General features: G+C 60.3%; 23 protein-coding genes, 2 tRNA genes and 2 pseudogenes. 8 read left to right on the top strand and 19 right to left on the bottom strand.

Translation table 11 applies throughout. The features are described from left to right. The first annotated feature begins 167 nt into the window (after nucleotides 1-167). Nucleotides 168-1,829: a glutamine--tRNA ligase gene (gene glnS / locus ACTG2U_RS05930; RefSeq protein WP_236346530.1), complete on the top strand. Its 1,662-nt coding sequence runs from the start codon at nucleotides 168-170 to the stop codon at nucleotides 1,827-1,829. 115 nt (nucleotides 1,830-1,944) lie between these two features. On the opposite strand, the gene fur is transcribed toward glnS, so the two are convergent. Further along, a complete protein-coding gene (gene fur / locus ACTG2U_RS05925) occupies nucleotides 1,945-2,373 on the bottom strand; it encodes a ferric iron uptake transcriptional regulator (RefSeq protein ID WP_005334301.1) in 429 nt (142 codons plus the stop codon). Nucleotides 2,374-2,614: 241 nt separating this feature from the next. Here fur and ACTG2U_RS05920 point away from each other — a divergent pair, with 241 nt between their 5' ends. Beyond that, nucleotides 2,615-3,088, top strand: a complete 474-nt coding sequence (locus ACTG2U_RS05920) for a DUF4442 domain-containing protein (protein ID WP_439974198.1) — start codon at nucleotides 2,615-2,617, stop codon at nucleotides 3,086-3,088. Between the two features lie 91 nt (nucleotides 3,089-3,179). On the opposite strand, the gene fldA is transcribed toward ACTG2U_RS05920, so the two are convergent. The 4 genes from fldA to ACTG2U_RS05900 are packed head-to-tail and all read right to left on the bottom strand — an operon-like array spanning nucleotide 3,180 to nucleotide 5,120. Further along, nucleotides 3,180-3,704 (bottom strand): flavodoxin FldA, encoded by a 525-nt coding sequence (gene fldA, locus ACTG2U_RS05915; RefSeq protein WP_005334298.1) that lies wholly within the window; start codon nucleotides 3,702-3,704, stop codon nucleotides 3,180-3,182. A 39-nt stretch (nucleotides 3,705-3,743) separates the two neighbouring features. Beyond that, nucleotides 3,744-4,040 carry a LexA regulated protein gene (gene ybfE / locus ACTG2U_RS05910; RefSeq protein WP_005334297.1) on the bottom strand — a complete coding sequence of 99 codons (297 nt, stop codon included), beginning with the start codon at nucleotides 4,038-4,040 and terminating at the stop codon, nucleotides 3,744-3,746. A 20-nt stretch (nucleotides 4,041-4,060) separates the two neighbouring features. Further along, on the bottom strand, nucleotides 4,061-4,282 hold the full coding sequence (locus tag ACTG2U_RS05905) for a DUF2788 domain-containing protein (RefSeq protein ID WP_005334296.1): 222 nt from the start codon (nucleotides 4,280-4,282) through the stop codon (nucleotides 4,061-4,063). Between the two features lie 55 nt (nucleotides 4,283-4,337). Next, on the bottom strand, nucleotides 4,338-5,120 hold the full coding sequence (locus ACTG2U_RS05900; protein ID WP_232489875.1) for an alpha/beta fold hydrolase: 783 nt from the start codon (nucleotides 5,118-5,120) through the stop codon (nucleotides 4,338-4,340). A gap of 274 nt (nucleotides 5,121-5,394) precedes the next feature. Between ACTG2U_RS05900 and seqA the strand changes: the two genes are divergently transcribed. Continuing rightward, nucleotides 5,395-5,904 carry a replication initiation negative regulator SeqA gene (seqA, locus tag ACTG2U_RS05895; RefSeq protein WP_429115733.1) on the top strand — a complete coding sequence of 170 codons (510 nt, stop codon included), beginning with the start codon at nucleotides 5,395-5,397 and terminating at the stop codon, nucleotides 5,902-5,904. A gap of 58 nt (nucleotides 5,905-5,962) precedes the next feature. Next, on the top strand, nucleotides 5,963-7,627 hold the full coding sequence (gene pgm / locus ACTG2U_RS05890) for a phosphoglucomutase (alpha-D-glucose-1,6-bisphosphate-dependent) (protein ID WP_439974197.1): 1,665 nt from the start codon (nucleotides 5,963-5,965) through the stop codon (nucleotides 7,625-7,627). A gap of 122 nt (nucleotides 7,628-7,749) precedes the next feature. Here the strand turns inward: pgm and ACTG2U_RS05885 are convergent, their stop codons facing one another. Further along, entirely contained in the window at nucleotides 7,750-8,445 is a 696-nt protein-coding gene (locus ACTG2U_RS05885; protein ID WP_155397329.1) for a TetR/AcrR family transcriptional regulator, read from the bottom strand. Here ACTG2U_RS05885 and ACTG2U_RS05880 point away from each other — a divergent pair. Next, nucleotides 8,435-9,103 carry a peroxiredoxin-like family protein gene (locus ACTG2U_RS05880; RefSeq protein ID WP_439974196.1) on the top strand — a complete coding sequence of 223 codons (669 nt, stop codon included), beginning with the start codon at nucleotides 8,435-8,437 and terminating at the stop codon, nucleotides 9,101-9,103. The genes ACTG2U_RS05885 and ACTG2U_RS05880 overlap by 11 nt on opposite strands. Before the next feature lie 84 nt (nucleotides 9,104-9,187). On the opposite strand, the gene mltB is transcribed toward ACTG2U_RS05880, so the two are convergent. The 10 genes and pseudogenes from mltB to ACTG2U_RS05830 all read right to left on the bottom strand — a co-directional run bounded on the left by mltB (nucleotide 9,188) and on the right by ACTG2U_RS05830 (nucleotide 19,044). Further along, a complete protein-coding gene (gene mltB / locus ACTG2U_RS05875; RefSeq protein WP_439974195.1) occupies nucleotides 9,188-10,279 on the bottom strand; it encodes a lytic murein transglycosylase B in 1,092 nt (363 codons plus the stop codon). Between the two features lie 132 nt (nucleotides 10,280-10,411). Next, nucleotides 10,412-11,026 carry a CDP-alcohol phosphatidyltransferase family protein gene (locus ACTG2U_RS05870; RefSeq protein ID WP_042080238.1) on the bottom strand — a complete coding sequence of 205 codons (615 nt, stop codon included), beginning with the start codon at nucleotides 11,024-11,026 and terminating at the stop codon, nucleotides 10,412-10,414. A gap of 16 nt (nucleotides 11,027-11,042) precedes the next feature. Next, on the bottom strand, nucleotides 11,043-11,693 hold the full coding sequence (locus tag ACTG2U_RS05865) for an ATP-binding cassette domain-containing protein (protein ID WP_439974194.1): 651 nt from the start codon (nucleotides 11,691-11,693) through the stop codon (nucleotides 11,043-11,045). 23 nt (nucleotides 11,694-11,716) lie between these two features. Continuing rightward, nucleotides 11,717-13,350 (bottom strand): annotated as a pseudogene (locus tag ACTG2U_RS05860) (ABC transporter permease). 77 nt (nucleotides 13,351-13,427) lie between these two features. Then, entirely contained in the window at nucleotides 13,428-14,627 is a 1,200-nt protein-coding gene (locus tag ACTG2U_RS05855) for an ABC transporter substrate-binding protein (RefSeq protein ID WP_439974193.1), read from the bottom strand. Between the two features lie 17 nt (nucleotides 14,628-14,644). Further along, nucleotides 14,645-16,798, bottom strand: a complete 2,154-nt coding sequence (locus ACTG2U_RS05850) for an FAD-dependent oxidoreductase (protein ID WP_439974192.1) — start codon at nucleotides 16,796-16,798, stop codon at nucleotides 14,645-14,647. Next, entirely contained in the window at nucleotides 16,798-17,379 is a 582-nt protein-coding gene (locus tag ACTG2U_RS05845; protein WP_439974191.1) for a carboxymuconolactone decarboxylase family protein, read from the bottom strand. Before ACTG2U_RS05845 ends, ACTG2U_RS05850 begins: the two co-directional genes overlap by 1 nt. Nucleotides 17,380-17,404: 25 nt before the next feature. Further along, nucleotides 17,405-18,079, bottom strand: coding sequence for a DUF1499 domain-containing protein (locus tag ACTG2U_RS05840; protein WP_439974190.1), 675 nt, complete (start codon nucleotides 18,077-18,079; stop codon nucleotides 17,405-17,407). 179 nt (nucleotides 18,080-18,258) lie between these two features. Further along, nucleotides 18,259-18,537, bottom strand: a complete 279-nt coding sequence (locus tag ACTG2U_RS05835; protein ID WP_439974189.1) for a peptidylprolyl isomerase — start codon at nucleotides 18,535-18,537, stop codon at nucleotides 18,259-18,261. Nucleotides 18,538-18,670: 133 nt separating this feature from the next. Then, nucleotides 18,671-19,044 (bottom strand): annotated as a pseudogene (locus ACTG2U_RS05830) (hypothetical protein). A gap of 514 nt (nucleotides 19,045-19,558) precedes the next feature. Between ACTG2U_RS05830 and tamA the strand changes: the two are divergent. Both tamA and tamB read left to right on the top strand, forming a co-directional pair. Then, nucleotides 19,559-21,334, top strand: coding sequence for an autotransporter assembly complex protein TamA (tamA, locus tag ACTG2U_RS05825; RefSeq protein WP_439974188.1), 1,776 nt, complete (start codon nucleotides 19,559-19,561; stop codon nucleotides 21,332-21,334). Between the two features lie 61 nt (nucleotides 21,335-21,395). Then, nucleotides 21,396-25,193 (top strand): autotransporter assembly complex protein TamB, encoded by a 3,798-nt coding sequence (gene tamB / locus ACTG2U_RS05820; RefSeq protein WP_439974187.1) that lies wholly within the window; start codon nucleotides 21,396-21,398, stop codon nucleotides 25,191-25,193. A 177-nt stretch (nucleotides 25,194-25,370) separates the two neighbouring features. Here the strand turns inward: tamB and ACTG2U_RS05815 are convergent. Further along, nucleotides 25,371-25,455, bottom strand: a tRNA-Tyr gene (locus ACTG2U_RS05815). 34 nt (nucleotides 25,456-25,489) lie between these two features. Further along, nucleotides 25,490-25,574, bottom strand: a tRNA-Tyr gene (locus ACTG2U_RS05810). Nucleotides 25,575-25,698: 124 nt separating this feature from the next. Here ACTG2U_RS05810 and ACTG2U_RS05805 point away from each other — a divergent pair. Beyond that, on the top strand, nucleotides 25,699-26,208 hold the full coding sequence (locus ACTG2U_RS05805) for a VC2046/SO_2500 family protein (RefSeq protein WP_123174188.1): 510 nt from the start codon (nucleotides 25,699-25,701) through the stop codon (nucleotides 26,206-26,208). 111 nt (nucleotides 26,209-26,319) lie between these two features. Here the strand turns inward: ACTG2U_RS05805 and hpf are convergent, their stop codons facing one another. Continuing rightward, nucleotides 26,320-26,658 carry a ribosome hibernation-promoting factor, HPF/YfiA family gene (gene hpf / locus ACTG2U_RS05800; RefSeq protein WP_005334257.1) on the bottom strand — a complete coding sequence of 113 codons (339 nt, stop codon included), beginning with the start codon at nucleotides 26,656-26,658 and terminating at the stop codon, nucleotides 26,320-26,322. Nucleotides 26,659-26,929: the final 271 nt, after the last annotated feature.

Below are 26,929 nucleotides of genomic sequence, written 5' to 3'. Positions count from 1 at the left end.
CCAAGCCACGCCGTTTTTAGCGGCGCAATGGCCGGGAAATGGCCCGGAAGTGCCAAATTCAGGTTGAGACAGCGCCCGTAATAAGGGATCATACCCGGCTTGACGGCGGGGGGATGAGGGTGCCAGCCGGCACAACTTCCGCCAGTGACGCTTTTTTGAGGTGAGCCATGAGTCAGGCGAACAGCCCAACTAACTTTATTCGTCAGATCATTGATGAAGATCTGGCCAGCGGTAAGCACAGCAGCGTGCATACCCGTTTTCCGCCCGAGCCGAACGGTTATCTCCATATCGGCCACGCCAAATCCATCTGCCTGAACTTCGGCATCGCCCGCGACTATCAGGGCCAGTGCAACCTGCGTTTCGATGACACCAACCCGGTGAAGGAAGATATCGAGTACGTAGAGTCCATCAAGCAGGACGTACAGTGGCTCGGCTTCCAGTGGAACGGCGAGATCTGCTACTCCTCCGACTATTTCGACAAGCTGCACGGCTACGCCATCGAGCTGATTGAAAAGGGTCTGGCCTATGTGGACGAGCTGACGCCCGAGCAGATGCGCGAGTACCGTGGCACCCTGACCGAGCCGGGCAAGAACAGCCCGTTCCGCGATCGCAGCGTGGAAGAGAACCTGGCGCTGTTTGCCAAGATGAAGAATGGCGAGTTCGCCGAAGGCACTGCCTGCCTGCGCGCCAAGATCGACATGGCATCCCCCTTCATGGTGATGCGTGATCCGGTTATCTACCGCATCAAGTTTGCCCACCACCACCAGACCGGTGACAAGTGGTGCATCTACCCGATGTATGACTTCACCCACTGCATCTCGGACGCGCTGGAAGGGATCACCCACTCCATCTGTACCCTGGAGTTCCAGGACAACCGTCGTCTGTACGACTGGGTGCTGGACAACATCACCATCGACTGCCACCCCCGTCAGTACGAGTTCTCTCGTCTGAACCTCGAATACACCGTCATGTCCAAGCGCAAGCTGAACCTGCTGGTGACCGAGAAGCACGTCGATGGTTGGGACGACCCGCGCATGCTGACCGTCTCCGGTCTGCGTCGTCGTGGTTACACCCCGGCCTCCATCCGCGAGTTCTGCAAGCGCATCGGCGTCACCAAGCAGGACAACATCGTCGAGATGAGCATGCTGGAAGCCTGTATCCGTGAAGACCTCAACGAGAATGCGCCGCGCGCCATGGCTGTGCTGCATCCGGTGAAAGTGGTCATCGAGAATCTGGCTGCCGACGAAGTGCTGACGGCCCCGGCCCACCCGAGCAATGCCGAGATGGGTACCCGCGAGCTGAATTTCACCCGCGAGATCTTCATCGATGAAGCCGACTTCAAAGAAGAGGCGAACAAGCAGTTCAAGCGTCTGGTGCTGGGCAAGGAAGTGCGTCTGCGCAATGCCTATGTGATCAAGGCCGAGCGCATCGAGAAAGATGCCGATGGCAAAGTCACCTGCATCTACTGCTCCTACGACCCCGAGACCCTGGGCAAGGATCCGGCCGATGGCCGCAAGGTGAAAGGGGTGATCCACTGGGTCAGCGCCACTCACTCCCTGCCAGCGGAAGTGCGTCTCTACGACCGTCTGTTCAAGGTACCGAACCCGGGCGCCGAGGATGACTTCGAAGCCGCGTTGAACCCGGAATCCCTGGTGATCATCGAGGGTGCCCGTGTCGAGGCTTCGCTCAAGAACGCCAAGCCGGAGCAGGCTTACCAGTTCGAGCGTGAAGGTTACTTCTGCGCCGACAACAAGCTCTCCAGCCCGGAGCATCTGGTGTTCAACCGCACCGTTGCCCTGCGTGACTCTTGGGGCAAGGTAGAAGGCTAAGCCGATGGGGCAGGGGAGACCCTGCCCTGTGCGATGCCACGGCCTGCGCCGGACAATAAAAAAGCCAGCTGATGCTGGCTTTTTTATTGTCCGTTATCTGCAAGTCGCGGGCGACTTATTCGTCGTGCTTGCACTCACCGGTAGCACAGTGACCGTAGAGGTAGAGGCTGTGGTTGGTGAGACGGATATTGAATTTCTTGGCGATCTCGCGCTGACGCTGTTCGATCACTTCGTCGGAGAACTCGATCACCTTGCCGCAGTCGAGGCAAACCAGGTGGTCGTGGTGCTCCTGAGTGGCCAGCTCGAATACCGACTTGCCACCTTCGAAGTGGTGACGGGTAACGATACCGGCATCATCAAACTGGTTGAGAACGCGATAGACGGTAGCGAGACCAATCTCTTCACCCAGGTCGATCAGTCGTTTATAGAGATCTTCGGCGCTGGTGTGCTGGCAATCCGGCTGTTGCAGGATTTCCAGGATTTTGACCCGGGGCAAGGTGATCTTGAGCCCGGCCTTTTTTAACGCTTGGTTGTTGTCTGCCATATTCTACTTATTCGCATTCTCGAAGGTGGGGTTATTCTGATGGACTGCCGCAGGAATGGCAACCTTGAACTCGCTTGGCCTGTCATTATAGGTCGTAGCCTCCCTAAAAATAAACCCAGCAATTCAAGGGGTTTAGCCATAAAGGGCCGGTTGGATTGAAATAATCAATCGTGTCGTCCGACTTGCTGGCATGGCAGATGTTGATAAGATGTAACTTTCATATTCTGGTCGGATGAGATCCATGGATTGGCTTTTTGACAATGCGGCCTGGGTGCGCCGCGCACTCAACGCCTGGCCCCCTTTCTGGGGCGCCGGTATCAAGATAGAGACCCTGAGCGATGACTTTTGCTACTGCCGGGTGACCCTGAAATCCCGCTGGTGGAACAAGAACGCCAACCGCACCCAGTTTGGCGGCAGCATGTTTGCCATGACTGACCCCATCTATCCGCTGATGCTAATGGGCTACTTCAAGAATCGCTACTACGTCTGGGACAAGGCGGGCAGCATCAACTACATCAAGCCGGGCAAGGGCAAGCTGGTGGCCGAGTTCAACCTGACCGAGGGCAAGCTGGCCGAAATCGTGGCGGCGACTGAAGGTGGCAACAAGCATTTCCCCGAATTCGAGGTGACGGTACAGGACAAGAGCGGCGAGCTGGTGGCGCAGGTCAAGCGCACCCTCTATGTGCGGGCCAAACCGGAGCACAGAGGTGAATAACAGGGAAGAATAAAGGCAGGCATCGCAACAAGCAGATACAACAAGGGCCCCGTCGGGGCCCTTGTTGTCAGAGGTATGAGGGGGAGGTGGATTACTCCAGCTCGCCCAGGCACATCTCTTCGTGCAACTGCTTGCACCAGCCCTTGACGCGCTCGGCGGTCAGCTCCGGCTGGCGATCTTCATCGATACCCAGACCGACAAAGTGCTTGTCATCGACCAGTGCCTTGGAGGCTTCGAACTCGTAGCCGGCAGTCGGCCAGTGACCGATGATGATGGCGCCTTTGGCTTCGACGATGTCACGCAGGGTGCCCATGGCGTCGAGGAAGTACTCGGAATAGTCTTCCTGATCACCGCAACCGAAGATGGCGACCAGCTTGTTGGTGAAGTCGATTTCGCCCAGATCGGGGAAGAAGTCGTCCCAGTCGGCCTGGGCTTCGCCGTAGTACCAAGTCGGGATGCCGAACATCAGCAGATCAAAGCTCTCGATGTCGGCCTTGCTGCTCTTGGCGATGTCACGGACTTCAATCAGGTTTTTGCCCAGCTCTTTCTGGATCATCTTGGCGACAGCTTCGGTGTTACCGGTATCGCTGCCAAAAAACAGACCTACACTTGCCATAGTGTTTAGTTACCCGTATTTGGTGTTAATGCTCAACGCTCAGACTGCAATGTCCACCGCAAAGGCGGACTCAATCTGTTGTTTCAGGATAGATTGGATCAGCTCGGCTCGGCTGATGTTCTGTTGTAACGCAAGTTGGTTCAGGCGCTCCAGCAACTCGGCCTCCACCTTTAACTCTACCCGCTTCAGCCCATTTTCCCGATCGCGCTTAAGCTGGTTACGCTTGTTGATCTTGAGCTGGGTCTCGCGGGGGAGTGGATTGGTCTTTGGCCTGCCGGGGCGCTTCTCATTTGCGAACAGATCCAGTGTTGTTCGATCAGTTTGCTGTTTGGCCATACATCACAGATGAAAATAAGTTAGCCGAGTCCTGAGCCTTCCCAGCCCAGTTCGATCAGCCCCTTGGCGACAAAACCCGCACAACCCAGAAACAGTACCAACCAGACGATAAAACGACCGAAACGGGGCACGTTGCCGCGCTTGAGCACGTCCTGAATGGCCAGGCCAATCAATATGAAAATGGCCACAAAGAATAACTTGAGGCCCAAACTTTCGATCAGGTCGATATGTTCACTTAGCATGGATTGCGCACACTCCTTATGACGGGCGCACTATATCACAAAGGATTTGAAACTGTTAACCGCCTGTCGACAGGAAATCCACAACCAATTTGTTGAACAGAGCCGGTTTTTCCGCATGCAGCCAGTGGCCGGTACCCGCGATGACACGCACCTTTGCCGCCGGGAATTGGGCCAGTGCCGTCTCGCTGTATTGGGGCTGCATATAGTCAGAATCCCCCCCCTTGATAAAGAGCACAGGCCCCTCGAAGCGATGCTCATCCTCTGGCCAGCCCATGATGTTGGCGTAGTTTTGCTCAAGGGCGGGCACATTGAAGCGCCAACCCCAGCCATGCTCGCCTCTGGCGAACGATTTGAGCAGGAACTGGCGTACCCCGGCGATCTCGATATGCTGCGCCAGCATGGCTTCCGCTTCACTGCGGCTTTGCGGCGGCGTGCGCAGTGTGGCGTTGAGTCCGGCAAAGACATTCTGGTGGCGGGAGTGGGGATAGGCGACCGGCGCCATGTCGGCCACCACCAGCTTGGTCACCCGCTCTGGCGCCAGCTTGGCGAGCTGCATCGCCACCTTGCCACCCATCGAGTGGCCAATCAGGGTCGCTTCGGCAATCTCCAGCCGATCCATCAGGGCCAGGATATCGGCTGCCTGGGCCGGATAGCTCATTTCGCTGCTATGAAAGGAGGCGCCGTGGTTGCGCAGATCGACGCTGATGACCCGATAGTGCTCGCAGAGGGCACGGGCCAGCAGGCCGAGGTTGTCGAGGCTGCCAAACAGGCCGTGGATCAGAATAACGGCCGGGCCCTGACCCTGCTCCTTGAAGTTCAATATGCTGTTTTGTTGCAAAATGACACCTTGTCGGTCGTGGGTGCGTATCGCTGTTTTATTTAACGCACTGGAAAGAAAAGGATTTCGTCCAATGGATTGGGATTTTATGTGGTTTTTTTTCTAAAAAATCCTGTCCGGATCGGCTATCAGTGCGGCTGATCACACACTTGGCCCGCTATTATGCCGTATTCTCGATGAGATTCATGTACATCTGCCAGCCCCTTGCTTGGGCTGTCGGGTTTGCCTATGTATAATCGCCGCATCCGAATTTCGACGAGTCCAGCGCATCCCTATGAAAACCATCGAGCTTGATGACGATCTCTACTTCTATATCGCCAGCCAGACCCGGCACATTGGTGAGAGTGCCTCCGATATCCTGCGCCGTCTGCTGGAACAGCCTGCTCACCAAGGTGTGCCGGTTGCCGAGCCCGTTGCCGTCGCGCAGCCCAGTGCGGTAGCTACCCGGCAAGGGCTGCAAGCCCTGCTCGATTCCGGTGAGCTGCAAAGGGAAGAGAAGTCCATCAACCGCTTCATGCAGGTGCTCAGTACCCTCTACCGGGACGATCCGGTCGGGTTTACCCAAGCCACCGAAATCAAGGGGCGCAAGCGCGTCTATTTCTCGCAGGATCCCGAGGCTCTGCGCGCCAGTGGCAGCACCACCAAGCCCAAGCCGGTACCGGAGACTCCGTTCTGGGTAATCACCAACACCAACACCAGCCGCAAGCAGAATATGGTGGCCCAGCTGATGGCCAGCATGGGCTATGGCGAAGAGGTGATTGCGCAGGTGTGTGGCGCCATTTAACGATTCTTCAAGACTCAGGCCTTGCCCGGCAAGGCCGCCATTACGCAAGGAAAACGCCATGGCTCAGCATTCCCACGCCGGTCAGCCGGCCCGTTTAAGCGACCTGACCAACATTCCCCGTCTGGTCAGCGCCTACTACCTCAACAAGCCGGACATGAGCCGCCCCGAGCAGCGGGTGGCCTTTGGTACCTCCGGCCACCGTGGCAGCGCCCTGCACAATGCTTTTACCGAATCCCATATTCTGGCGGTGACCCAGGCCCTGGTGGAGTATCGCCAGCAGGCCGGCATCACGGGCCCGCTGTTTGTCGGCATGGATACCCACGCCCTGTCCGAATCCGCCTTTGCCAGCGCCGTCGAAGTGCTGGCCGCCAACGGCGTCGAAACCCGCATTCAGGCTGGTATGGGCTTTACCCCGACTCCGGTTATCTCTCATGCCATCCTGCGCTACAACTCTGGCAAAGAAGGGGCCAGCAAGCCTGCAGCGCGCGCCGACGGCGTGGTGATCACCCCATCTCACAACCCGCCGGAAGACGGTGGCTTCAAATACAACCCGCCCCACGGCGGCCCCGCCGAAGGGGAGATCACCAAGTGGGTCGAGGATCGTGCCAACGCCATTCTGGAAGCGGGTCTGGCGGGCGTGAAGCGGGTGCCGTTCGCCGAGGCCCTCAAGAGCCCGTTCGTGGTCGAGCACGACTATGTTACCCCTTATGTGGATGATCTGAAGAACGTGCTGGACATGGACGCCATCAAGAACGCGGGCATCAAGATCGGTGTCGATCCGCTGGGCGGCTCCGGCGTCGCCTACTGGGACGTCATCGCCAAGACCTATGGTCTGAACATCGAGGTGGTGAACTACAAGGTCGACCCGACCTTCTCCTTCATGACCCTGGATAAAGACGGCAAGATCCGGATGGACTGTTCCAGCCCGTTCGCCATGGCGAGCCTGATTGCCCTCAAAGACAAGTTCGACATCGCCCTTGGCAACGACCCTGACTACGATCGTCACGGTATCGTCACCAAGTCCGGCCTGATGAACCCGAACCACTATCTGGCGGTGGCGATCCAGTATCTGTTTACCCATCGCACCGGCTGGTCTGCCGATGCAGCCGTTGGCAAGACGCTGGTCTCCTCTTCCATGATTGACCGGGTGGCCGGCGAGATTGGCCGCACCCTGAAAGAGGTGCCGGTCGGCTTCAAGTGGTTCGTGGATGGCCTCTACAGCGGCGAGTTTGGCTTTGGTGGTGAAGAGAGCGCGGGCGCCTCCTTCCTGCGCAAAGATGGCACCGTCTGGACCACCGACAAGGATGGTTTCATTCTGGCGCTGCTGGCGGCGGAAATTCTGGCGGTGACCGGCAAGGATCCGCAGTCCCACTACGATGCACTGGAAGCCAAGTTTGGTCGCTCCAGCTACCGCCGTATAGACGCCCCGGCCAACAGCGCCCAGAAAGCGGTGCTCTCCAAGCTGGATCCGGCACTGGTAGAAGCCTCCACTCTGGCGGGTGAGCCCATCATCGCCAAGCTGACCAAGGCGCCGGGCAACGATGCCGCCATCGGCGGCCTCAAGGTTGTCACCGAGAACGGCTGGTTCGCGGCGCGCCCCTCCGGCACTGAGTCTATCTACAAGATCTACATGGAGAGCTTCAAGGGCGACGCGCACCTCGACCTCATCCAGCAAGAGGCCCAGCAGATCGTCTCTGCGGCACTGGCCAAGGCAGGTGTCTAAGCCGCGCATCACGTCAGCGCCCGGGTCCTCGGACTAAAGACAAGGTGAAGAGAGGAGCCAAATCGGCTCCTCTGTTTTTCTGTGGTGGCTACGAATTGTGCGAGGGCCTGCTGGTCTGTGGTTTAAAGCATGGCCTGTATCTGGGCCAACACAGCCTGTACCTTGGCGGCAGGTGGATGGGTGCGACCCAGCACGCGCATTCCCCACACCATGGTCATCAACAAAGCCGCGAGGGTGTCGATATCGCGCTCGGCGGCCAACTCTCCAGCTGCTTGTGCCTGGCGCAAGTTATTGGCCACCCGCTGTTCCACTTCGGCTAAGTGAATGCTGGCTTCATTTTGAATCGTTGGATTTTGGCGCCCCACTTCCAGCAGGGTATTGACCAGCAGGCAGCCACGATGTGCCTCGCTGGCTATGGCATCCCGAGCTACAGCATCGAGCAGGGCTCGCACACCGGCTAGGGGAGAATCTGCCGAGGCCAACAACAGTTCGATCTGCGCCAGACTCTGTGCTGAATAGCGCTGCAACACTTCGATAAACAATCCCTCTTTAGAGCTGAAGGCGCCGTACAGGCTGCTGGGCTTCAACCCCATTCTGTCAACGAGTGTGGCGATGCCAGTGTTGCTGAAGCCAGTTTCCCAGAAGCTGTTGAGGGCAACCTCCAGAACTTGTTCTCTGTCAAATGATGCCGGTCTTGCCATTTCGATTCCTGCTTGCGTTGTCTTTCTGTAGTGATCACTAAAAAATGTCTTGACCAGTGTTGGTGGCTTGCTTGATATTGTAGTGACCACTACAGAAAGGATGATAATGATGCCCACACTTGAGCAAAAAATCAAAGAGTACGATGCGATAAAGCGAACTAAAGTCCCTGGTGATGTACTGGCGGTGATGGAGGGGGTAACAGAAGCGCTACGGGCGAGCGGACTGGGACAAGGGGCATTTGTCACTGGCGATCAGTTTCCTGACTTTGCGTTGCCCGATCAGCACGGGGTGGTGCGCCCGCTCTCCCACTATCTGGCGGAGGGGCCTGTGGTGCTCAACATCTATCGAGGTGGTTGGTGTCCTTATTGCAATCTCGAGATGCAGGCACTCAATATCGCTTTGCCCGAGTTTGTGAAACGGGGGGTCACCCTCCTCGGTTTGACTCCCGAGATGCCAACAACCGCGCAGGACACTCTCACCGCCAACGAGCTGGCGATCACTGTGCTCAGCGATGAAGGCAACCGGGTGTCGGCTTTGCTGGGGTTGGTATTCGAGCTGCCCGAGGTGCTGCGCCCAATTTATGAGCGTTTTGGTATCGATATTCCGGCCAGCAACGGGGATGACAGTTTTACTTTGCCTGTCCCGGCGACGTATATCCTTGGCCAGGATCGGGTGGTGCGCTACCACTTCGTCAATGTGGACTACACCCAACGCGCAGAGCCGACCCAGCTGATCGCTGAGCTGGACAGACTGGCCGCGGCCGGGATGCTTTAAACCGACACGGTGCCAGTAGGCGCCGTGTGGAGTGCAGACGAGGCGGGCCTGGACAGGCCTGCCTCGCGTTTATAAGCAAATGATTCAGTAACCGCCTTTGGCCTCTTTCACCGCCAGACCCAGCTGCCACACCGCCATGGCGTAGTGGGTGCTGTGGTTGTAGCGGGTGATGGTGTAGAAGTTGGGCAGACCGTACCAGTATTGGTAGCCGGTGCCGACATCGAGGCGCAGCAGGCTCGACTCGCTGTGGTTGCCCAGACTGCTGGTGGGGGTGAGCCCTGCCCGGCGCAGGGAGGCCACCGGGTAGCGGGTCTGGAAGCCATGCTCATAGCCGGGCAGTTGGCCCTGACCGCGCACTGCAACCGGTTGACCTTTCTCCCAGCCGTGGGCCTTGAAGTAGTTGGCGACGCTGCCGATGGCATCCACCGGATCCCACAGGTTGGTGTGGCCGTTGCCATCAAAGTCCACCGCATAGCGCTGGAAGCTGGAGGGCATAAACTGGCCGTAGCCCATGGCGCCCGCATAGGAGCCCTTGGGGTCGGTGGGATCCATCCCCTCATCGCGGGTCATCACCAGGAAGGCTTCCAATTCGCTCGTGAAGAACTCGGCGCGGCGCGGATAATCAAATGCCAGGGTGGCCAATGCATCCAGAATGCGGGTCTTGCCCATCACCCGGCCCCAGCGGGTCTCGACCCCGATAATGCCGACGATGATCTCCGGCGGCACCCCGTAGATCTGCTCCGCCCGGTTCAGCTCGCTTGCGTATTCACGCCAGAAGTTGACGCCGTTCTGTACGTTGTCCGGGGTGATGAACTTGGCGCGATAGCGGTTCCAGGCGCCGGTCGGGCCGGTGGGCTTGGCTGTAGTCGGCGCCTGGGCATCCATCAGGCGGATGATCCAGTCGTAACGCTCTGCCTGTGCCAGCACCTGATGCAGCTGGGCGTTGTCAAAACCGTGCTTCTCGACCATTTTCTGGACAAATCTGTCCACGTTGGGGCGATTGGCGAAGTCCCCCTTGCTAACCCCTTGTGTATAAACGGGTTTGCTCGATGTCGCCTGATTGATAAAGGCGCTCTTGGGCTGGGGGACGACCACGGGTTTTGGCGCTGGGGCGCTGCTGCAGCCACCGAGCAGGGGGAATAATGACAGAGTGAGAAGAGAGGCAAGGCGACGCATAGGGTTCTCAAAGAGACTGATAAAAGTGCCGTCATGGTAAAACATTGTCATCCCCGTGCAAGTGTTCCGTGTGCCTTGTTTGCCGCCAATTCATCGTGCGATGGATTAGCCCTCCGGTGAGGGCTGTGCTGTTTATGGCTGGGGGGGACGCAGGGTGTGGTAACCGCTCCAGAGCCGGGTCAGGGTGGTGATGGCGCAGAGCAGGGCAAAGCCGTAGGCGAGCGGGGCGAAGGCGGCTGGCCACAGGCACATCAGCACAAAGAGGGCGATGGTCTCGCTCCCCTCGGTGAGGCCACCCAGATAGTAGAGGGATTTGTGGTGGTAGACCGGATTGTCGATGCCCCGTTTGCCCGCCATGATGGCAAACGCCAGAAAGCTCGAGCCGGTGCCCATAAAGGCAAACAGCAGGGTGGCGGCGGGCAGCGCATTGGCGGGGGCGGCGAGGGCAAAGCCCAGCACCACGGCGGCGTAGAAGATAAAATCCAGCGTGATGTCGAGAAAGCCGCCGCAGTCGGTGATGCCGGTTTCCCGTGCCACAGCGCCGTCGAGCCCGTCCAGCAGCCGGTTGAGCAGGATGGCCACAAGCGCCCATGAATAACAGCCAAAGGCCAGCAGCGGCAACGCCAGCATGCCGATGGCAAAGCCGGTGAGGCTCACCTGATTGGCACTGATCCCGGCACGGCAGAGCGGTTTGGCAAGCTGGGTGAGGGGGCTGCGGATCACGGGGATCAGATGGCGATCAAACAAGGTGAACACTCCTCGGTTAACAGTGGCATTCGGTGAGGTTGAGTATGGTGCCCGGCGCGTCTTCCGCATCGTGGGTCACCAGGATGGCAGGGATGGCCAGCGCCTTGATCTGCGCGAACACCAGTTCGCGAAAGGCGGCCCGCAGCGGCTTGTCGAGGCGGGAGAAGGGCTCGTCCAGTAGCAGGGCGTCGGGTTCGGCCAACAGTGCCCGCAGCAGGCTGACCCGCGCCCGCTGACCCCCTGACAGCAGCTGCGGCAGCTTGTCAGCCTGATCCGCCAGCGCGACCTGTGCCAATGCGGCCAGTGCCTTTTCCCGCCGTGTGCGTTTTCCCTTGATGGTCGCTGGCATGCCGAACATCAGATTCTCCGCCACCGTTAGATGGTCGAACAGCAGGTCATCCTGAAACAGCATGCCGATGCGCCGTGCTTGCGCAGGCAAGGTGTTGAGTGGCCGCTCGCCGAGCCTTATCTCTCCCTCCAGCCGGATCGGGCCATTTCCTGTCAGCGCGCCGGGCAGTACTCCTGCCAGCCCTGCCAGCAGGGAGCTTTTACCACAGCCGCTCGGCCCCATCAGGGTCAATACCTCGCCGGGGGCCACCTGCAGGGCAGGGAGCGAGAGCAGTGGATTTTCATCAAGGTAAAGTCGAAGAGGCGTGGTGCTCAGCATATGGCTGTTTCCATCATCAGAGTTCATCGTGAGCCGCCCCCCTTGAGCGCCGGATTGATCCGCGCCGGCAGCCAGAGCGCCAGCAGATAGATAACGAGCGGCAGCAGCAGTTGCAGCAGGCCGTATAGCCCCGCCAGTCGCCGGTTGAGGCCGCTGCCGATGGCCACCGCTTCGGTGGTGATGGTGACCACTCTGCCAGCCCCAAACAGCAGGGTCGGCAGGTATTGGGCCAAACTCACCGCCGCCCCGACGCTGAAGGCAAACAGCAGCGGGCGCGCCAGCAGCGGCGCTTTCACCTGCCACCAGGCTCGCCATGGCGTAGCCCCCAGCAGCAGGGCGCTCTGGGTGATCCGCTGATCGAACTTGCGATAGGGGCCGTGCAGGCACAAATAGACATAGGGAAAGACAAACAGCAGCTGGCTCCAGAGCACCCAGCCCCAGCCAATACCGCTGCTTATCGCGTCATGTGCAAGCCAGTCCACCCCGAGCCGGATGCCAAACAGCAGGCTTGCCTGCGGCAGCAACAGCGGCAGGCAGATAAGCCAGAGTGGCCAGGGGCGGCGGCCGGCTTGTGCCTCCAGACTGCATACCGCCATTCCCAGTGCCAGCAAGCCGCTCGCCAGTGCCAACAGTGCGCTGGTTGCCAGCAGCGGCAGCAGGGTTGGCAGCAGATCCAGCCAGTAGTGACTGCTCCACTGACTGGGCCAGAGTGCGGGAAAGGGCCAGCGGCGCGCCAGCGACCAGAGCAGCAGGGCCGCCAGCACCGCCAGATTGAGGGTGATCAGGGTGAAGGCAAAGCCCGCTGCGAGCCGGTTGGCAAAGAAGTGGGGCGCCGCCCGTTTGCCATCGAGCCAGTAGCCTTTGCCCACCTCTTGATGAAGCCACTCCAGTAATCTGAGCATGGCAATGAGCAGCGCCGTGATGGCGAGCAGCAGCAGGGCGCCGCTGGCGGTGGCGCCACGCCAGAGCAGATCCGGGTCCTGATACCAGAGCCACAACCGCACCGCCAGTGGGGCGGGGGCATCGGGCCCGAGCAGCTGGGCGAGATCCACCACCGCCACACCATATGCCGCCACCGCATAGATGGGCAGGCGCAGGGCAGGCCAGAGGGCGGGCAGCAGCAGGCGCCACCAGGTCTGGGGGGCGCTGAAGCCAAGGCTTGCCCCCAGCCACTGCTGGCGTGCCAGCTGGATGGGTTGCTGTGCGGCCATCGCCATCAGTAGCAGAAAGGGGGTCTCCTTGAAAACGAGCAGTGCAATCAGCCCGAGCCCCCAAGGGTCACGAATGGTCTGCCAGTCGGGGGGAGATCAAAACCCGTCAGAGCTGGCGAGACGAGCCGCAGCAGCCAGCCGGAGGGGGCGAGCAAAAAGGCAAAGCCGATGGCAAAGGCGACGTGGGGCATAGCCAGCATGGGCGAGAGCAGGCGGCGGAGCAGCCCGAAAGCCCGGCTGTCGCTGTGGGCCAGCAGCAAGGCGGTCATCAGCAGGCTGCCGAGGGTGGAGGCGGCGCCAATCCACAGGCTCAGCGCAGCGGAGTGCCACAGGCCTAGCTGGGCCAGCAGCAAGGCGAGATGAGAGGCGGTCATCCCTTCCGCCAGCAGTTGCCACAGCCCCGCCAGCAATGGGATGACGAAGAGCGCCAGATAAATGACCGCCATCCCCGTACTCATACTGGGGGGGCGTGTCAACCGGCGCCACGGTCGGGAGCGGGAAAGCGGGTGACCAGCGGCACTCATCAGTGACCGTAACGCTCGGCCCAGGCCGCTTCCAGCTTGAGCTGCCAGCTGGGGTGAGGCTCGGCCACCGCTTTGAAGCGCAGTGCCGGTTGCTCTTTGGCGGAGTCAGGCAGGGCATCGGCCCGTAGCACGCTGGGATCACCCCAGAAGGCTGGATTGGCCTTGCGCGCCTGCGCCGCCGGGCTTAACAGAAAGTTGGCCACCACTTTAGCTCCCGCACGGGCGCTGGCATTGAAGGGAATGGCGAGAAAATGGCTGTTGGTGAGCGCCCCTTTCTCCATGGCAATCGCTTCGACGCTGGGGGGCAGGGCGCCAATCTGGGTGGCGCTCTGCGCCTCCTGCGGGTTGAAGCTGATGGCCATCGCCAGCTCGCCATCATCGAGCAGCTGGCGGGTTTCGGCGGCGCTGCTGGGGAACAGTTTGCCCTTGCGCCAGAGTGCCGGATGCAGCTCATCGAGCCAGGCCCAGAGCGGGGCGGTCACGTTGGCAAAGTCGCTCTCGGTCGCCTCCCGATAGAGGGGGGCGGGGTTTGGCGTCAATTCCAGCAGGATCTGCTTGAGAAAACTGGAGCCATGGAACTGGGGCGGCTTGGGATAGGTGAAGCGACCTGGATGGGCCTTGGCCCACGCCAGCAGGGCTGCAGCCGAGGTGGGCGCTCTGGCGACCTCTTCGGTATCGACCATCAGATTGAGCTGGCCGATGCCCCAAGGGGCTTCCAGCCCTTCCACCGGCAGGGTGAAGTCCTCACTCACCGGCAGGGTGCTGTCTACCAGCGCCATGTTGGGTAGCTCGGTGGTAAAGGGAGCGCCGAGCAGCCCCTGCTCCTTGAGCGCCTTGAAGTTCTCGCCGTTGACCCAGAGCAGGTCGATGGGCCCGCCAGCTTGCTTGCCCGCCTGCTTGTTGGCCAGCAACTGGTTGACGCTCTGGGCGATGTCATCCACCTTCACCTGCACCAGCTTGACCTGATAGTCGCGTGCCAGCTCCTGCCCGGCCCACACCAGATAGGCGTTGATCTCCGGGCTGCCGCCCCAGGCGTTGAAGTAGACGGTCTGTCCCTTCGCCTCCTCAAGGGTCCGTTGCCAGTTATCGTCTGGGTTGGCCGCCAACAGCGGGCCGCTGGCCAGCAGTGGCAGGGCGCACAGCAGGGCGTTTAGCCGCTGTTTGAGCTGTGAGTTGAGTTGTGAGAATGGCTTGCGCATAAACGTTTCCCTGATTGTCAGGCGCCACGGCGCCAGCGGTGATAACGGGCCAGCAACGCCAGCACCCGGGTGGGCTGGTGGGCCCGTTTCCATTCACCCGCCACATATTTGTTCCCCTCCATCAGGGTGGGATAGGCGTGAATGGTGCCGAGGATCTTGCCTAGGCCGAGGCGGTGACGCATGGCGAGCACGAACTCGGCAATCCGCTCACCGGCGTGAGTGCCCACTATGGTGGCGCCAAGGATAGTATCCTTGCCCGGGACGGTGAGCACCTCGACAAAGCCGTGGCGCTCGCCATCGGCAATGGCACGATCCAGCTCGGCCAGCTCGAAGCGGGTCGCCTCGAAGGAAATCCCCTGCGCCTCGGCTTCCTTGCGATTGAGGCCGACCCGGGCAATCTCCGGCGTGGTGTAGGTGGCTGCCGGAATGACCCGATAGTCGGCCCGAAAGCGCTTGAACTGGCCAAACAGGGCATTGACCGCCGCATACCAGGCCTGATGGGCGGCGAAGTGGGTGAACTGGTAAGGGCCCGCTACGTCTCCCACCGCCAGTATGCTGGGGAAGTTGGTGGCAAGGAAGCCATCGACCGCTAGGGTGCCGCGGGGGGCAAGCTCGACCCCCAACGCTTCGAGCCCGAAGCCGCTGACGTTGGCGATCCGACCCAGTGCCAGCAGCAGTTGATCCCCTTCCACCACCTGTGTCTCATCGCCACGGCGCAGTTGCAGCCGGATGGGGAGATCCCCATCGGCTGCGGGCAGATAGTCGGCTCGTTCGGCGCGCCAGCCGGTGAGCACCCGCACGCCGTCGTGGGCCAGCTGTTCCGCCAGCAGCTCGGCCACCTCCCGCTCTTCGCGGGGCAGCAGTTGCTCCGAGAGTTCCACCAAGGTCACGGGAATGCCGAGCAGGGCGAAGCTCTGGGCCAGCTCGCAGCCGATAGGGCCACCGCCCAGCACCAGCAGGCGGCGCGGTGGGGTGCGTAGCTGCCAGAGGCTATCCGAGGTGAGGTAAGGCACCTGATCCAGCCCCGGCAGCTTGGGCACCAGCGGCCGAGCGCCGGTGGCGATAACGATATGGCGGCTGGCAAGGCGCTTGCCGTTAACCTCCACCTCCCAAGGGGAGACCAGCCGCGCCTCTCCTTCGATGCATTCCACTCCAAGCCCCTGATAGCGTTCGATGGAGTCGTGGGGCTCGACCTCCTTGATAACCTCCGCTACCCGCTCCATCACGGCGGCAAAATCGGCGCGGGAGTGGCTTGGGCTAAAGCCCAGCTCGTCGGCTTTATGCTGCTCTGCGGCAAAGCGGGCGCTGCGGATCAGCGCCTTGGAGGGGACGCAACCGCTGTTGAGGCAATCGCCCCCCATCTTGTGCTTTTCGATGAGCGCCACCTTGGCCTTCACCGCCGCGGCGATATAGCTGGTGACCAGCCCACCGGCACCGGCACCTATCACCAGCAGGTTGTAGTCGTAGCGAGCGGGTTTGCGGTAGGGGGCGAGCAGGCGCCGCTGGGCGAGACGTGTGGTCAATTTCTTGACCAGCCAGGGCATCAGGCCGAGCAGGGTCAGCGCGACCATCAGGCCGGGGGAGAGGATATTGCCGGTGCTGGTTAACTGGCCAAGCTCGCTGCCCGCCAGCACATAGACGAAGGTGCCGGGCAGCATGCCAAGCTGGCTGACCCAGTAGTAGGTGCTGACTCTGATGGGGGTGAGCCCCATCAGCAGATTGACCAGAAAGAAGGGGAAGATGGGGATGAGGCGTAGGCTCAGCAGATAGAAGGCCCCCTCCTTCGCCATGCCGGACTGAAAGGTGGCCAGCTTGTCGCCAAAGCGGGCGGTGACCCAGTCGCGCAGCAGAAAACGGGCGCTGAGAAAGGCCAGGGTCGCGCCTAGGGTGCTGGCAAAGGAGACCAGCAGCAGCCCCCAGGCGACGCCGAACACAGCGCTGCCACCCAGGGTGAGCAAGCTGGCGCCGGGCAGGGAGAGGGCGGTGCTCAGCACATAGATAAGCACGAACAGCAGGCTGGCCGAGACAAAGTGGCTGTCGACCCATTGCGCCACTGCCGCCTGCTGGGCCTGCAAGGCGTCCAGAGTGAGGTAACGACCGAGATCGAGGGCAAAAAAGGTGCCGATAAGGCTGCCCATCACCAGTGCAAGCAGCAGGCGGGTCCGGTTCATCAGGCGTCCTTGTTGTCTGGCTGGGCGGGGTGTTCCGGTTGCACCGGCAGCTGGCAGAAGCCCTGCGGCGCGATATCGAGGGCGGCGTTGAACTTGGCTGACATGTTCTGAAAGGCGATAAGACCGGTCAGCTCCACCATGGCATCGTCATCGAACCAGGGCTTGAGGCGGGCCGCCTGTTCATCGCTCACCCCATCGAGGCCAGTCATCGCTTCTGTGTAGTCGAGCACCGCTTTTTCCCGCTCGTCGAACAAGGGGCTTTCGCGCCAGTTGGCCAGCGCCTCCACCTTCTCGCTGGAGCCGGCTCTCTTTACCAGGGTCATGGCGTTGATGTCGACGCAAAAACGACACCAGTTGAGCTGGGAGACCCGCACCGTCACCAGCGAGCGCAGCACGGGGTCGATGGGGGATCGCTTGCGGTTGATGACCCCGTAGAGGGTAGCGACGGCGGCAAAGAGGCGCGGCGAGCGGCCCCAGCACTTGCCCGGAATAAGCACTTGACCATAGTTGCGCTTTTGCAGCCAGAAAAAGGGGCGGATAAACCAGGCATATTCCCGGTCGGGTTTGACCTCAACGCGCATCAGTTACCTTCTTGTTGTTTCACACTTACGGTTTCAAATTGGGTTTGTAGGCTTGGCCCAACCGCTCATTCAGGCGGGTCAGGAAATCCTCGATCCGCGCCCGGTTGGTGCCCAGATCGCTTTGCCCCTGACGGGAGGCCGATCGCATATCGATGCGGGTCTCTTTGGGGCCAGCAAAGACCCGCAGCGCCACATCATCCTGAAAGCCGAACCAGCCGGTGGTAACCACTGCATCCAGGCCATCCGGGCTCGGTCGTACCTGCCAGCCCAGCTCCTGCATCAGCTCCTCAGCCTCAATAACCACCTCTTCGGGGGCGGTATGGGTAAAGAGAGGACCGGGATTTCTTTCAAATGCTTTCAGCGGGGCGCTATTTATTGGCAGATCCTGCGCGGTTCTGAGCTCTGCCGCCCAGCGAAGCGGGGGGGGATTGTAGGGATCTGTGCTCACATCGTTGATCAGCGGCATGCGCAGCGCCTGTGCCACAAATGTCAGGGGCAGCAGTAGCGGCAAGGCGCCAAGGCCGCTGGCGTAGCGGTTGCGGCTCCAGGGCAGGCGTACCAGCAAGATCAGGGAGACAAGGGCTCCGATGAGACAGATCGCAAAACCGATCCACCAGGGCCAGAGATGAAAGCGGCTGCCGAGGGCGCCAGCGAGCGGGAGTAACCAGGCCAGCAGGGGCCACAAGCAAGAGCGGGGCATAGCACGGGATCCATCGTCGAATGTGGACAATGCCGAGAAGGATAAACTTAATTGCCTGATAACGTTAGTAAATTGATGCGAGTCTGGCGTGGTTTTGGCCAGTTTTGCGAGGGAGATGCAGAGATCGGTGAAGCCCGCCTGACGGGAGCTTCACCGAGAAAATGGTCAGTTGCGATGACTTAGCTGCGATAGAGCACTTTGATCAGATGGAAGCCGAACTTGGTGCGCACCGGCCCCAGCACCTTGAGCAGTTCACCCTTGAAGACGGCATCGTTGAAGGGCTTGACCATATCCCCTTTATTGAACTCCCCCAGATCGCCGCTGCGTTTTGCAGAGGCGCAGGTGGAAAAGCGCTTGGCCATCTGGCCGAAGTCGGCTCCCTTCTCAATCTTCTCCTTGATCTCCAGACACTGTTTTTCGGTCTTGACCAGAATGTGCTGGGCACAGGCTTTTTTCATCGGGGCGCTCCTGGGAGTGATGGCGAAGGTTGTTAACGCCAAGGGGGGTAGCAAATCGGGGCGCAAGAGTACCCCAATTTGCCAGCGGCGTCAGCCATCACAGCCCGCCATTTACCGGCGTTCGTCAGCCCTGTTACTGGCGAGCACGGGTGGCCAGCATGGCGCGAGGACGCGCTTGCCAGATGATCTCCAGACCGAGCAGGGCGTAGAGGCTCCAGATGGCCAGCGGATTGAGCCACTCCCCCCCAGTTGCAGGGTCATCAGGGCGCAACCTGCCAGCAGCAAGGTGATCCCCGGCAGCCGCCAGTGGACGGGCAGGGGGGCCAGCATCGCCATCCCCAGCAAAATGCCGAGGCCAAACGGCAGGTTCAGGGCGGTAAAGGCCAGCGCCTGTTGGCCACTCATGCCAGTCAGCAGGGCCAGCAGGGCGCTGCAACAGGCGAGGAAGGTGATGAACTCGAGACGATCGGCAATATAGTCAGCCATCTGTTCGCTACGTGCATGCATGATGTGTCTCCTTCAGTTGATGGTTCAAGTGTGAGGGAGGGGCGTCTGCAAAGGCAGCGGGATAATTCGATTGCGCTGAACGAGCAATTCTCAATCACTCTCTGTGGTGGGCTTTGGCGTGTGCCGGGCCTGTTAAACGGTGAGGGTGGGGCTATGCCGACAAACTCTGTCGTGGTGGGTTTCTGGTGGTAAAGAGAGGAGGAGAGGCGACAAATGGTGCCTGATGGTGGGGTGAGCCTTATTCAGGGCAGGTCAATTCGCTTCCATCGGGAAAGCGGGCGGCGTCATTGTCACCAAAATGTGTGATTTGTGGTCAACCTCTTAAAAGATATGGCGAATTTGCCAATGGCGCCGCGCTGTCGCTGGCGGATGCCTATGTTAGGATAAGGTTCGCCATTTTTCTGGCGCGCATTTTTGTGTCACGGCCATGCACGGCATGGCGTGCTGCGCCGCATTCGGGGTTGGCCCGAAAGGGCGCTGGTTTCCTTCACCACAGATTCAGGAATATTGACCTTTGACAGGATGCATTTCATCCCTGCTGGCAGGGCGTTTACTGTCCGGCCCTGCGTTTCGCCGCGGCCTGCGGGTACTGGGGGTGGGCCTGTTGCTGTCGCTGCTGGCTTCGCCCGCGTTTGCCGCCAAGCTCACCTATCAGGTCAAGGGGTTGAAAGGGGAGAACAAGGATAACGTTGAAGCCTACCTCAATGCCCTGCCGGTCTATCAGGAGCGGCAATACCGCCCGGCTCAAGCCAAAATCACCGAGAGCGTGCAAAAGGCGCTGCAGGTATATGGCTACTACCAGCCGAAAATCACCCTGAGTCGCGACAAGAAGACTCCGTCCAAAGTGGTGATTGAGGTAGACAAGGGGGAGCCGGTCATCGTCTCCCGCCTCGATATTCTGCTGGAGGGGGATGCGGGCAGCGACGAGCTCTACAGCGCCCTGCTGGACAAGTTGCCCCTCAAAGAGGGCGAGCCCCTCAACCACGCCAAATATGAATCCATCAAGGCGGATCTGGGCAGCCTCGGGCTGGCCCGCGGTTACTTTGATGCCAAGCTGAGCAAGAGTCAGGTCAAGGTGTTCCCGGACAAGGGGACGGCGGAGATCTTTATTCTGTTCGAATCGGGCCATCGCTACCGTTTTGGCGAGATCCGCTACGATGCCACTCCCGAAGCGCTTCACCTGATCCGCCCGCTTATCAACATCAAGAGCGGCGACCCCTATCTCGCCATCCGTATGGCCGAGATGTCGCAGGATGTCTCCTCCACCAAGCTGTTCCGTCAGGTCGATATCAAGCCGGTCTTGAGCGAGGCGAGCAACTATCGGGTGCCCATTGCGGTGACGCTGGATAACCGGGTCGATCACGAAATCGAGACCGGTATCGGTTATGCCACCGACGTAGGGCCGCGGATGAGTGCCACCTGGGAGAAGCCCTGGGTCAACCGCTACGGCCACCGCCTGTTTGCCACCGCCAAGGTGTCGGCGCCGGAGGCCGAGCTCAGCTTCGACTACCAGATCCCGGTGGGTAACCCGCTGCGGGACTACTACTCCATCCAGACCGGTTACCAGTACAAGGACAACAACGATACCCGCTCCGATCTCACTACCATCGGTGTGCACCGCTGGACGCGACGGCCGGAGAGCTGGGATCGGGACGTTTTTATCCGGCTGGAGAACGAGATCTATACCCAGGGCGCCGACGAGGGGAACAGCTTGCTGCTGATCCCCGGGGTCTCCTGGTCCCGGCTGCGGGTGCGCGGCACCTTGGTGCCCGACTGGGGGGATCGCCAGCAGCTGACGCTGGAGTTCTCCGATCCCAGATGGGGTTCCGACATCAGCTTTATGCGGGTGTGGGGGCGCAGCAAGTGGCTGCGTACCCTCGGCGATAACCACAGATTCCTGATGCGGGCAGAGCAGGGGGCCATCATAGGTGACAGCTTCTCGTTGGTGCCGCCGTCCTTGCGCTTCTTTACCGGTGGCGATCAGACGGTGCGCGGCTTTGGTTACGAGAGCATCTCCCCCACCGGGCCGGATGGCAAGCTGACCGGTGGTCGTTACACCAGCGTGGCCAGTCTGGAATACAACTACCGCTTCAGCGAGAAGTGGCTGGGGGCCATGTTTGTGGATGGCGGCACCTCCACCACCGATTACAGCGAACCCTGGAAAATAGGTACCGGCGTCGGTGTGCGCTGGGTCACCCCCATCGGTCAGGTCAGACTGGATCTGGCGGTCGGGGTATCGGAGGAGGACAAGCCCTTGCGGCTGCATTTCGCATTGGGGCCTGAATTATGATGTTGTCTAAACGCTTTTTTCTTTGGCCGCTGCGGCTGTATCTTGCGCGGGGGTCTGCATTGTGATCTGGCTAAAACGCATTTTTCTTTGGCTGATGGGGCTGGTGTTCCTGCTGCTCATCGGTGTCAGCCTGCTGGGCTTTACCCATCAGGGCAACAAGTGGCTGTGGCAACAGGCTAGGGCGGCGCTGCCCTCCCTCAAGGGGGAGCTGGTGGCGGGCCAGCTTGGCTATGGCTGGACTCTGGAAGGGGCGGGTTGGCAGGATGAGCTGGTGGATGTCACGGTGGATCGCGCCGTGCTCGACTGGGATCTCGGCAAGTTGCTGCAGGGCAAGCTCTGGATAAAATCCCTGGCGGTGACCCATCCGGTGGTCAAGGTAGCCGACTCCGAACCTGCGCCGGAAGAGCCTTCCGAACCCTTTGTCTGGCGCCCGCTGCCACTCAAGATCCAGGTCGACAGTCTCAAGGTGGCCGATCTCGATCTGGCAGTGCCCGGTGTGGCCGTGACTCTGGGGTCCCTCGATATCGGCGCTACCCTCAACCGCAAGGGGCTGATCGTGCGCGGGCCGGTGCTCGACAAGTTGAGCGTGACGATTGCTGATGCCCCTGCCAGCACCTCAGCCAAGGCGCCGGCTCAGGAAAACGGCAAGGCCGCAAGTTCCCCGGTAGCAAAGAGCGAAGCCAAGGGTGACAGCGATAAGGCGCCCAAGATAGCGAAAGCTAGCAGCGACAAGGCTACGAAGGCAGAACCCATAGTGCTGCCCGCCATCCATCTGCCATTCCCCATTCAGCTTGAAGGGGTGAGTGCGACCCGGGTGCAATACAAGCAGGGCGAGCTGATCGAAGGGATCGACAAGTTGCAGCTCTCTGCCAGTGCCGTCGGCGATCGCATCGAGGTGCGCGAGCTGTCGTTGCGCCACGCCATGGCCGATCTGGCGCTCAAGGGACACATCCAGCTCAGTGACGACTACCCGCTGGCGGTGACGCTGGATGCCAAGGCCCGAAAGGGGTTGCTTGATGGCGAGCTGCAAGGGGAGCAGGCGACCCTGACCCTGGGCGGCTCGGTTGGCAAGTTGGCACTGACGCTGGTCGCCAAGGGGCCGGTTGCAGCCAACCTCAAGGGATCTCTGGCCGCGCTCGACCCGGATCTGCCCTTCGATCTGGGCCTCGACTGGAAGAACCTCGGCTGGCCGTTGCACAAGCCTGCCAAAGATGAGCCGAACTATCGGCTGGATAAAGGGAGCCTGACCGCCAAGGGCAAGCTTTACGGCTATCAATTTGCTCTTAATACCTCCGGCAAGGGTACCGATGTCCCTCCCTTCAAGCTTGCGCTGGACGGCAAGGGGGATCTGGAGCGGCTCAGCAAGATCGCTTTGCAGCTCAACGCCCTCAAGGGGGAGCTGAAGCTCGATGGCAAGCTCGCCTGGAACAAGGGGATCGAGTGGCAGGGGACCACACTGTTCAAGGGGATCAATCCGGCCGAGCTGCTGCCCGAGCTGAAAGGGACGCTGGCAGGTGAGCTGGAGAGCCGTTTCGTGATGAACGAAGCGGGTCACTGGGAGCTGAAACTGCCCAAGCTCAAGGTGGATGGCAAGCTCAACCAGTACCCGCTGGCCCTCAAGGGGGAGCTTAGCGGCAACGACAAGATGGAGTGGCTGATCCCGGCGCTCTCGCTGCAAAGTGGCCCCAACCAGTTGCAGGCCAAGGGCAGTATCAGAAGCGCCCAGTGGAGGCTCGATGCCAACCTGCAGGCTCCCCAGCTGGGGGGCATCTATCCCGGCCTGAAAGGGGATATCAAGGGACAGGTGAAGGTCAGTGGCAATCAGCAGACGCCAAAAATCGATGCGGATCTCGCCTCCGAGCGGCTCTACTATGCCGGCACCGACCTGAAGGGTATTAGCCTCAAGGGCAATGCGGTGATCGGCGCCAAACCGGCCGGTGAGCTCGCGTTGTTGGTGGCGCAGCTGAAACAGGGCGAAACCAAGCTCAGCCAGCTGGCCCTGAACCTCAGCGGCGATATCAGTGAGCATCTGTTGACCCTGACCATGAAGGGTGACCCTGTTGCGGCCAACTTCAAACTGGGTGGCGGCGTGCGCGGGGATCACTGGCGCGGGGCGCTCTCCGAGTTGCGGCTGAAAACCCCGCTGCGCCGTTGGGACTTGAGCTTCCCCTGGGCACTGGATCTCGATCTGCCGCGTCAGCGGCTGGCGATGGGGGATCTCTGCCTCGGCTCCCTGGGGGCCAGCCTCTGCGTCAAGGGGAGTCAGGTCTCCGCTGCGCAGGGGACCCTGGAGTTTGCCCTGAGCGAGTTTGATCTCAAGCGGCTGCGCCCCTGGTTGCCGGACAACTTCCGCTGGCAGGCGATGCTCTCGGCCGATGGCCGCGCCAGCTGGCGTGGCAATCAGCCGACCCTGCATGCGGTGGTGCGCACCACGCCGGGCACTTTTGTGGCCGATGGCCTCAAGACTGATTATCAGCAGCTGGCTCTGGCCCTGGATTTCGAGCGGCAGCAGGCGGCCATTCGCCTCGATTTTGCCTCCAAGCAGATCGGCAATATCGATACCGATTTGCTGATCAGGGAGCCTGCCGGTCGCGGTCTGCTCGGCGGTCAGCTTAAGTTTGACGACCTCAAGCTTAATACCTTTGCGCCGCTCATCCCTGAGGTGCGCTCCCTGCAAGGGATCATCTCCGCCGATGCCCGTTTCGACGGCACCCTGGCAGCGCCCCTGCTGTTTGGTCAGCTAAACCTGCGTGACGGTGAGGTGCAGACTCACTCCGATATGGTGACCCTGACCAAGCTGGTGACCCGCCTCAAGATCGAAGGTAACCGCGCCGAGCTCGATGGCTCCATGCTGGTGGGCAAGGGACCGCTTGCGTTGGGCGGCTGGCTCAGCTGGGCCAAGATGCCGGTCAGCGGCAGTCTCACCATCCAGGGCAAGGATCTGGAAGCGCAATATCCGGGCATGGGTCGGGTCAGAGTCTCGCCTGATATCGCGGTGTCGCTGGGGGAGGAGACCCGCATTACCGGTCAGGTGGATATTCCTTGGGCGCGCATTCTGGTCAAGAGCCTGCCGGATTCGGCGGTGGCGGTCTCCGACGATGTGACCGTGGTCTATGACGATCTGCCCCCGGCTCCCAAGCAGGCCAGTCTGCCGCTGGCGATGAAGGTGGCGATCCGCCTTGGCAACGATGTGAAGCTCGATGCCATGGGGCTGAAGACCGATGTCTCCGGTGGCCTCAATATCCGTCAGGATCCCGAGAAGCCGCTGGCTGGCAATGGCCAGCTGGTGCTCACCAACGGCCGCTTCAAGGCCTATGGTCAGAACCTCATCATCAAGGAGGGGCGGATCCTCTTCTCCGGTCCGCTGGATCGGCCCTTCCTCAACATCGAGGCCAACCGGGATCCCGATACCATAGAAGGTCAGGTGACGGTCGGGGTGCGGGTGACCGGCCCTGCCAGCAAGCCTGAAATCACTGTCTATTCCGAACCGCAGATGGCGCAGTCGGAACAGCTCTCCTATCTGCTGCGTGGCAAAGGGTTGCAGACTGGCGGTGAGGATGGCGGTTTCAACGGTCTGCTGGTGGCCGGCGCGGTGAGTCAGGCCAATGGCGTGGTGTCGAGTATCGGCGAGTCGCTGGGGATGAGCGATGTCTCTCTCGATACCGCGGGCAGTGGCGACAACACCCAGGTGACCCTGTCGGCCTATCTGCTACCGGGCTTGCAGTTCCAGTACGGGGTCGGGGTTTTCAGCCCCATCGCCGAATTCAAGCTGCGCTACGAGGTATTGCCACGGCTCTATCTGCAGGCGATGAGCGGGGTGGCTCAGGCGGTTGATATCTTCTATCGCTTCACCCTGTAACGCTTCATCCCGTAACTGGGCTGATATGAACGTAAACGGGAGGCGCAGGCCTCCCGTTTTTTTATTGCGCGATCGGCTGCAGGTAAATGGCGATAAGGGACTGGAGTGCAGAGGTAGAATGGATTGCGGCGGGCTATAAATGCGAAAACCCGGCGCCAGGCCGGGTTTTCTGAATGATGGTGGAGGGAGAAGGATTCGAACCTTCGAAGGCAGAGCCGTCAGATTTACAGTCTGATCCCTTTGGCCGCTCGGGAACCCCTCCACAGGGTATTGCTTTCAACTTGTCGCACTTGAAATGGTGGAGGGAGAAGGATTCGAACCTTCGAAGGCAGAGCCGTCAGATTTACAGTCTGATCCCTTTGGCCGCTCGGGAACCCCTCCACAAGTGCGAGGCGCATACTAACAGATCTTCCGGTTTTGTGAACCCCCGAGCAGGATTTTTCCATTAAAAGAATTGGATTTGTGGCCGATAACCAGTGAAATCGCCATTTTCGAGAGTTATCTCATGCTGCCCAGTTCAATCCGTAATCACCTGCTCGTCGATGAGGGCCAGTTGGGGCAGCGCCTCAACCGTGACCTGCAGCATGGCGATCGCGCTGATTTCCGGTTGCATCTGGCCCTGCTGACCGATGCGGTGGAGGAGCAGCCCTGGTTTGATGCCAAACCGGCGGCCACTCCCCAGAGCCGTGACTGGCGTCTGCACTTTGAGCTGAGACCGGCAGAGGTGCTGGTGGCTGAAGGGGTTGGGAGTGACTGCAGTGCCATCAATGAGCGGTTGCAACAGGGGGGAAGCATGGTGGATGTGCGGCTCTGGCTGGCGCTGCAAACACCGCCGCTGGCGGTCAAACAGCCACTGCTGGATGAGGCTGTCTACGACAACCTGTCGCCGCTGGCGCGGGAGCGGTTGCAAGGAAAGCTGGCCGATATGCCGAGGCAGGAGGATCCGCTGGTATTGCTGCCGATCCTCGACCGTTTGCAAGAGGGGGTGGATACCCGGTTGCACTGGCTCAGTTGATGGCGCCTGTTCACTGGTGTAATGCTGTGCTTGTCGGCAAATCACAAGCAACAAAAAGGCGGGTGACCCCGCCTTTATGCTCTTTGGAATTTTTAGCCTTGCGGCATGCTATCAAGCGTCAGCTTCATCCGGTTGCGGCTGCTCTTTGAGCGCGGCATTGGCACGACGGGCAATCGGCTTTTCGGTGTGACGGTTGAGTTGGCGCTCCAGCTTTTGCCCCAGTTCGTTGATGGCGGCGTAGAGATCCTCATGCTCTGCCTGGGCAAACAGTTTGCCGTTGGGGATGCCAGCACTGGCTTCGACAGTGAACATCAGACGCTCTTTGGAAACAATCACATGGGGTGTGATGAGAGGCACCTGAAGACGTTCGAGCTTTTCAAAACGGGATTCGATGCGCTCGCGGATAGCCGGGGTGATGTCGATGATTTTGCTGGTAATTTCGATTTTCATATTGGCCCCCTTCGGGTCGTCTTGCTTGTGTCTTCACCTTCAGATTACTCATTGGTAAAGATTGAAATGTGATCTATGTCACATAACCTTCCCTTGGCTATTCAGCAACTTATAAATTGTGATCTTTTCCGGTTTCGTGCCAAAAACAGCTTGAGCTCCATGAAACTGGCAGGCAGTATGGCGGGAATAGGATCGTTTCTGTCCCTTCTTGGCAGCACTTCGTGTCGACCTCATGTCCGGTTTCCACTGCTTGATATCGCATGTTTGTACT

The organism is Aeromonas sp. 95A (assembly GCF_051919235.1).
In the GTDB taxonomy this organism is placed as follows: domain Bacteria; phylum Pseudomonadota; class Gammaproteobacteria; order Enterobacterales; family Aeromonadaceae; genus Aeromonas; species Aeromonas veronii.
The sequence above is the reverse complement of the archived record's forward strand: the minus strand, read 5'-3'. Positions and strand labels throughout refer to the sequence as shown.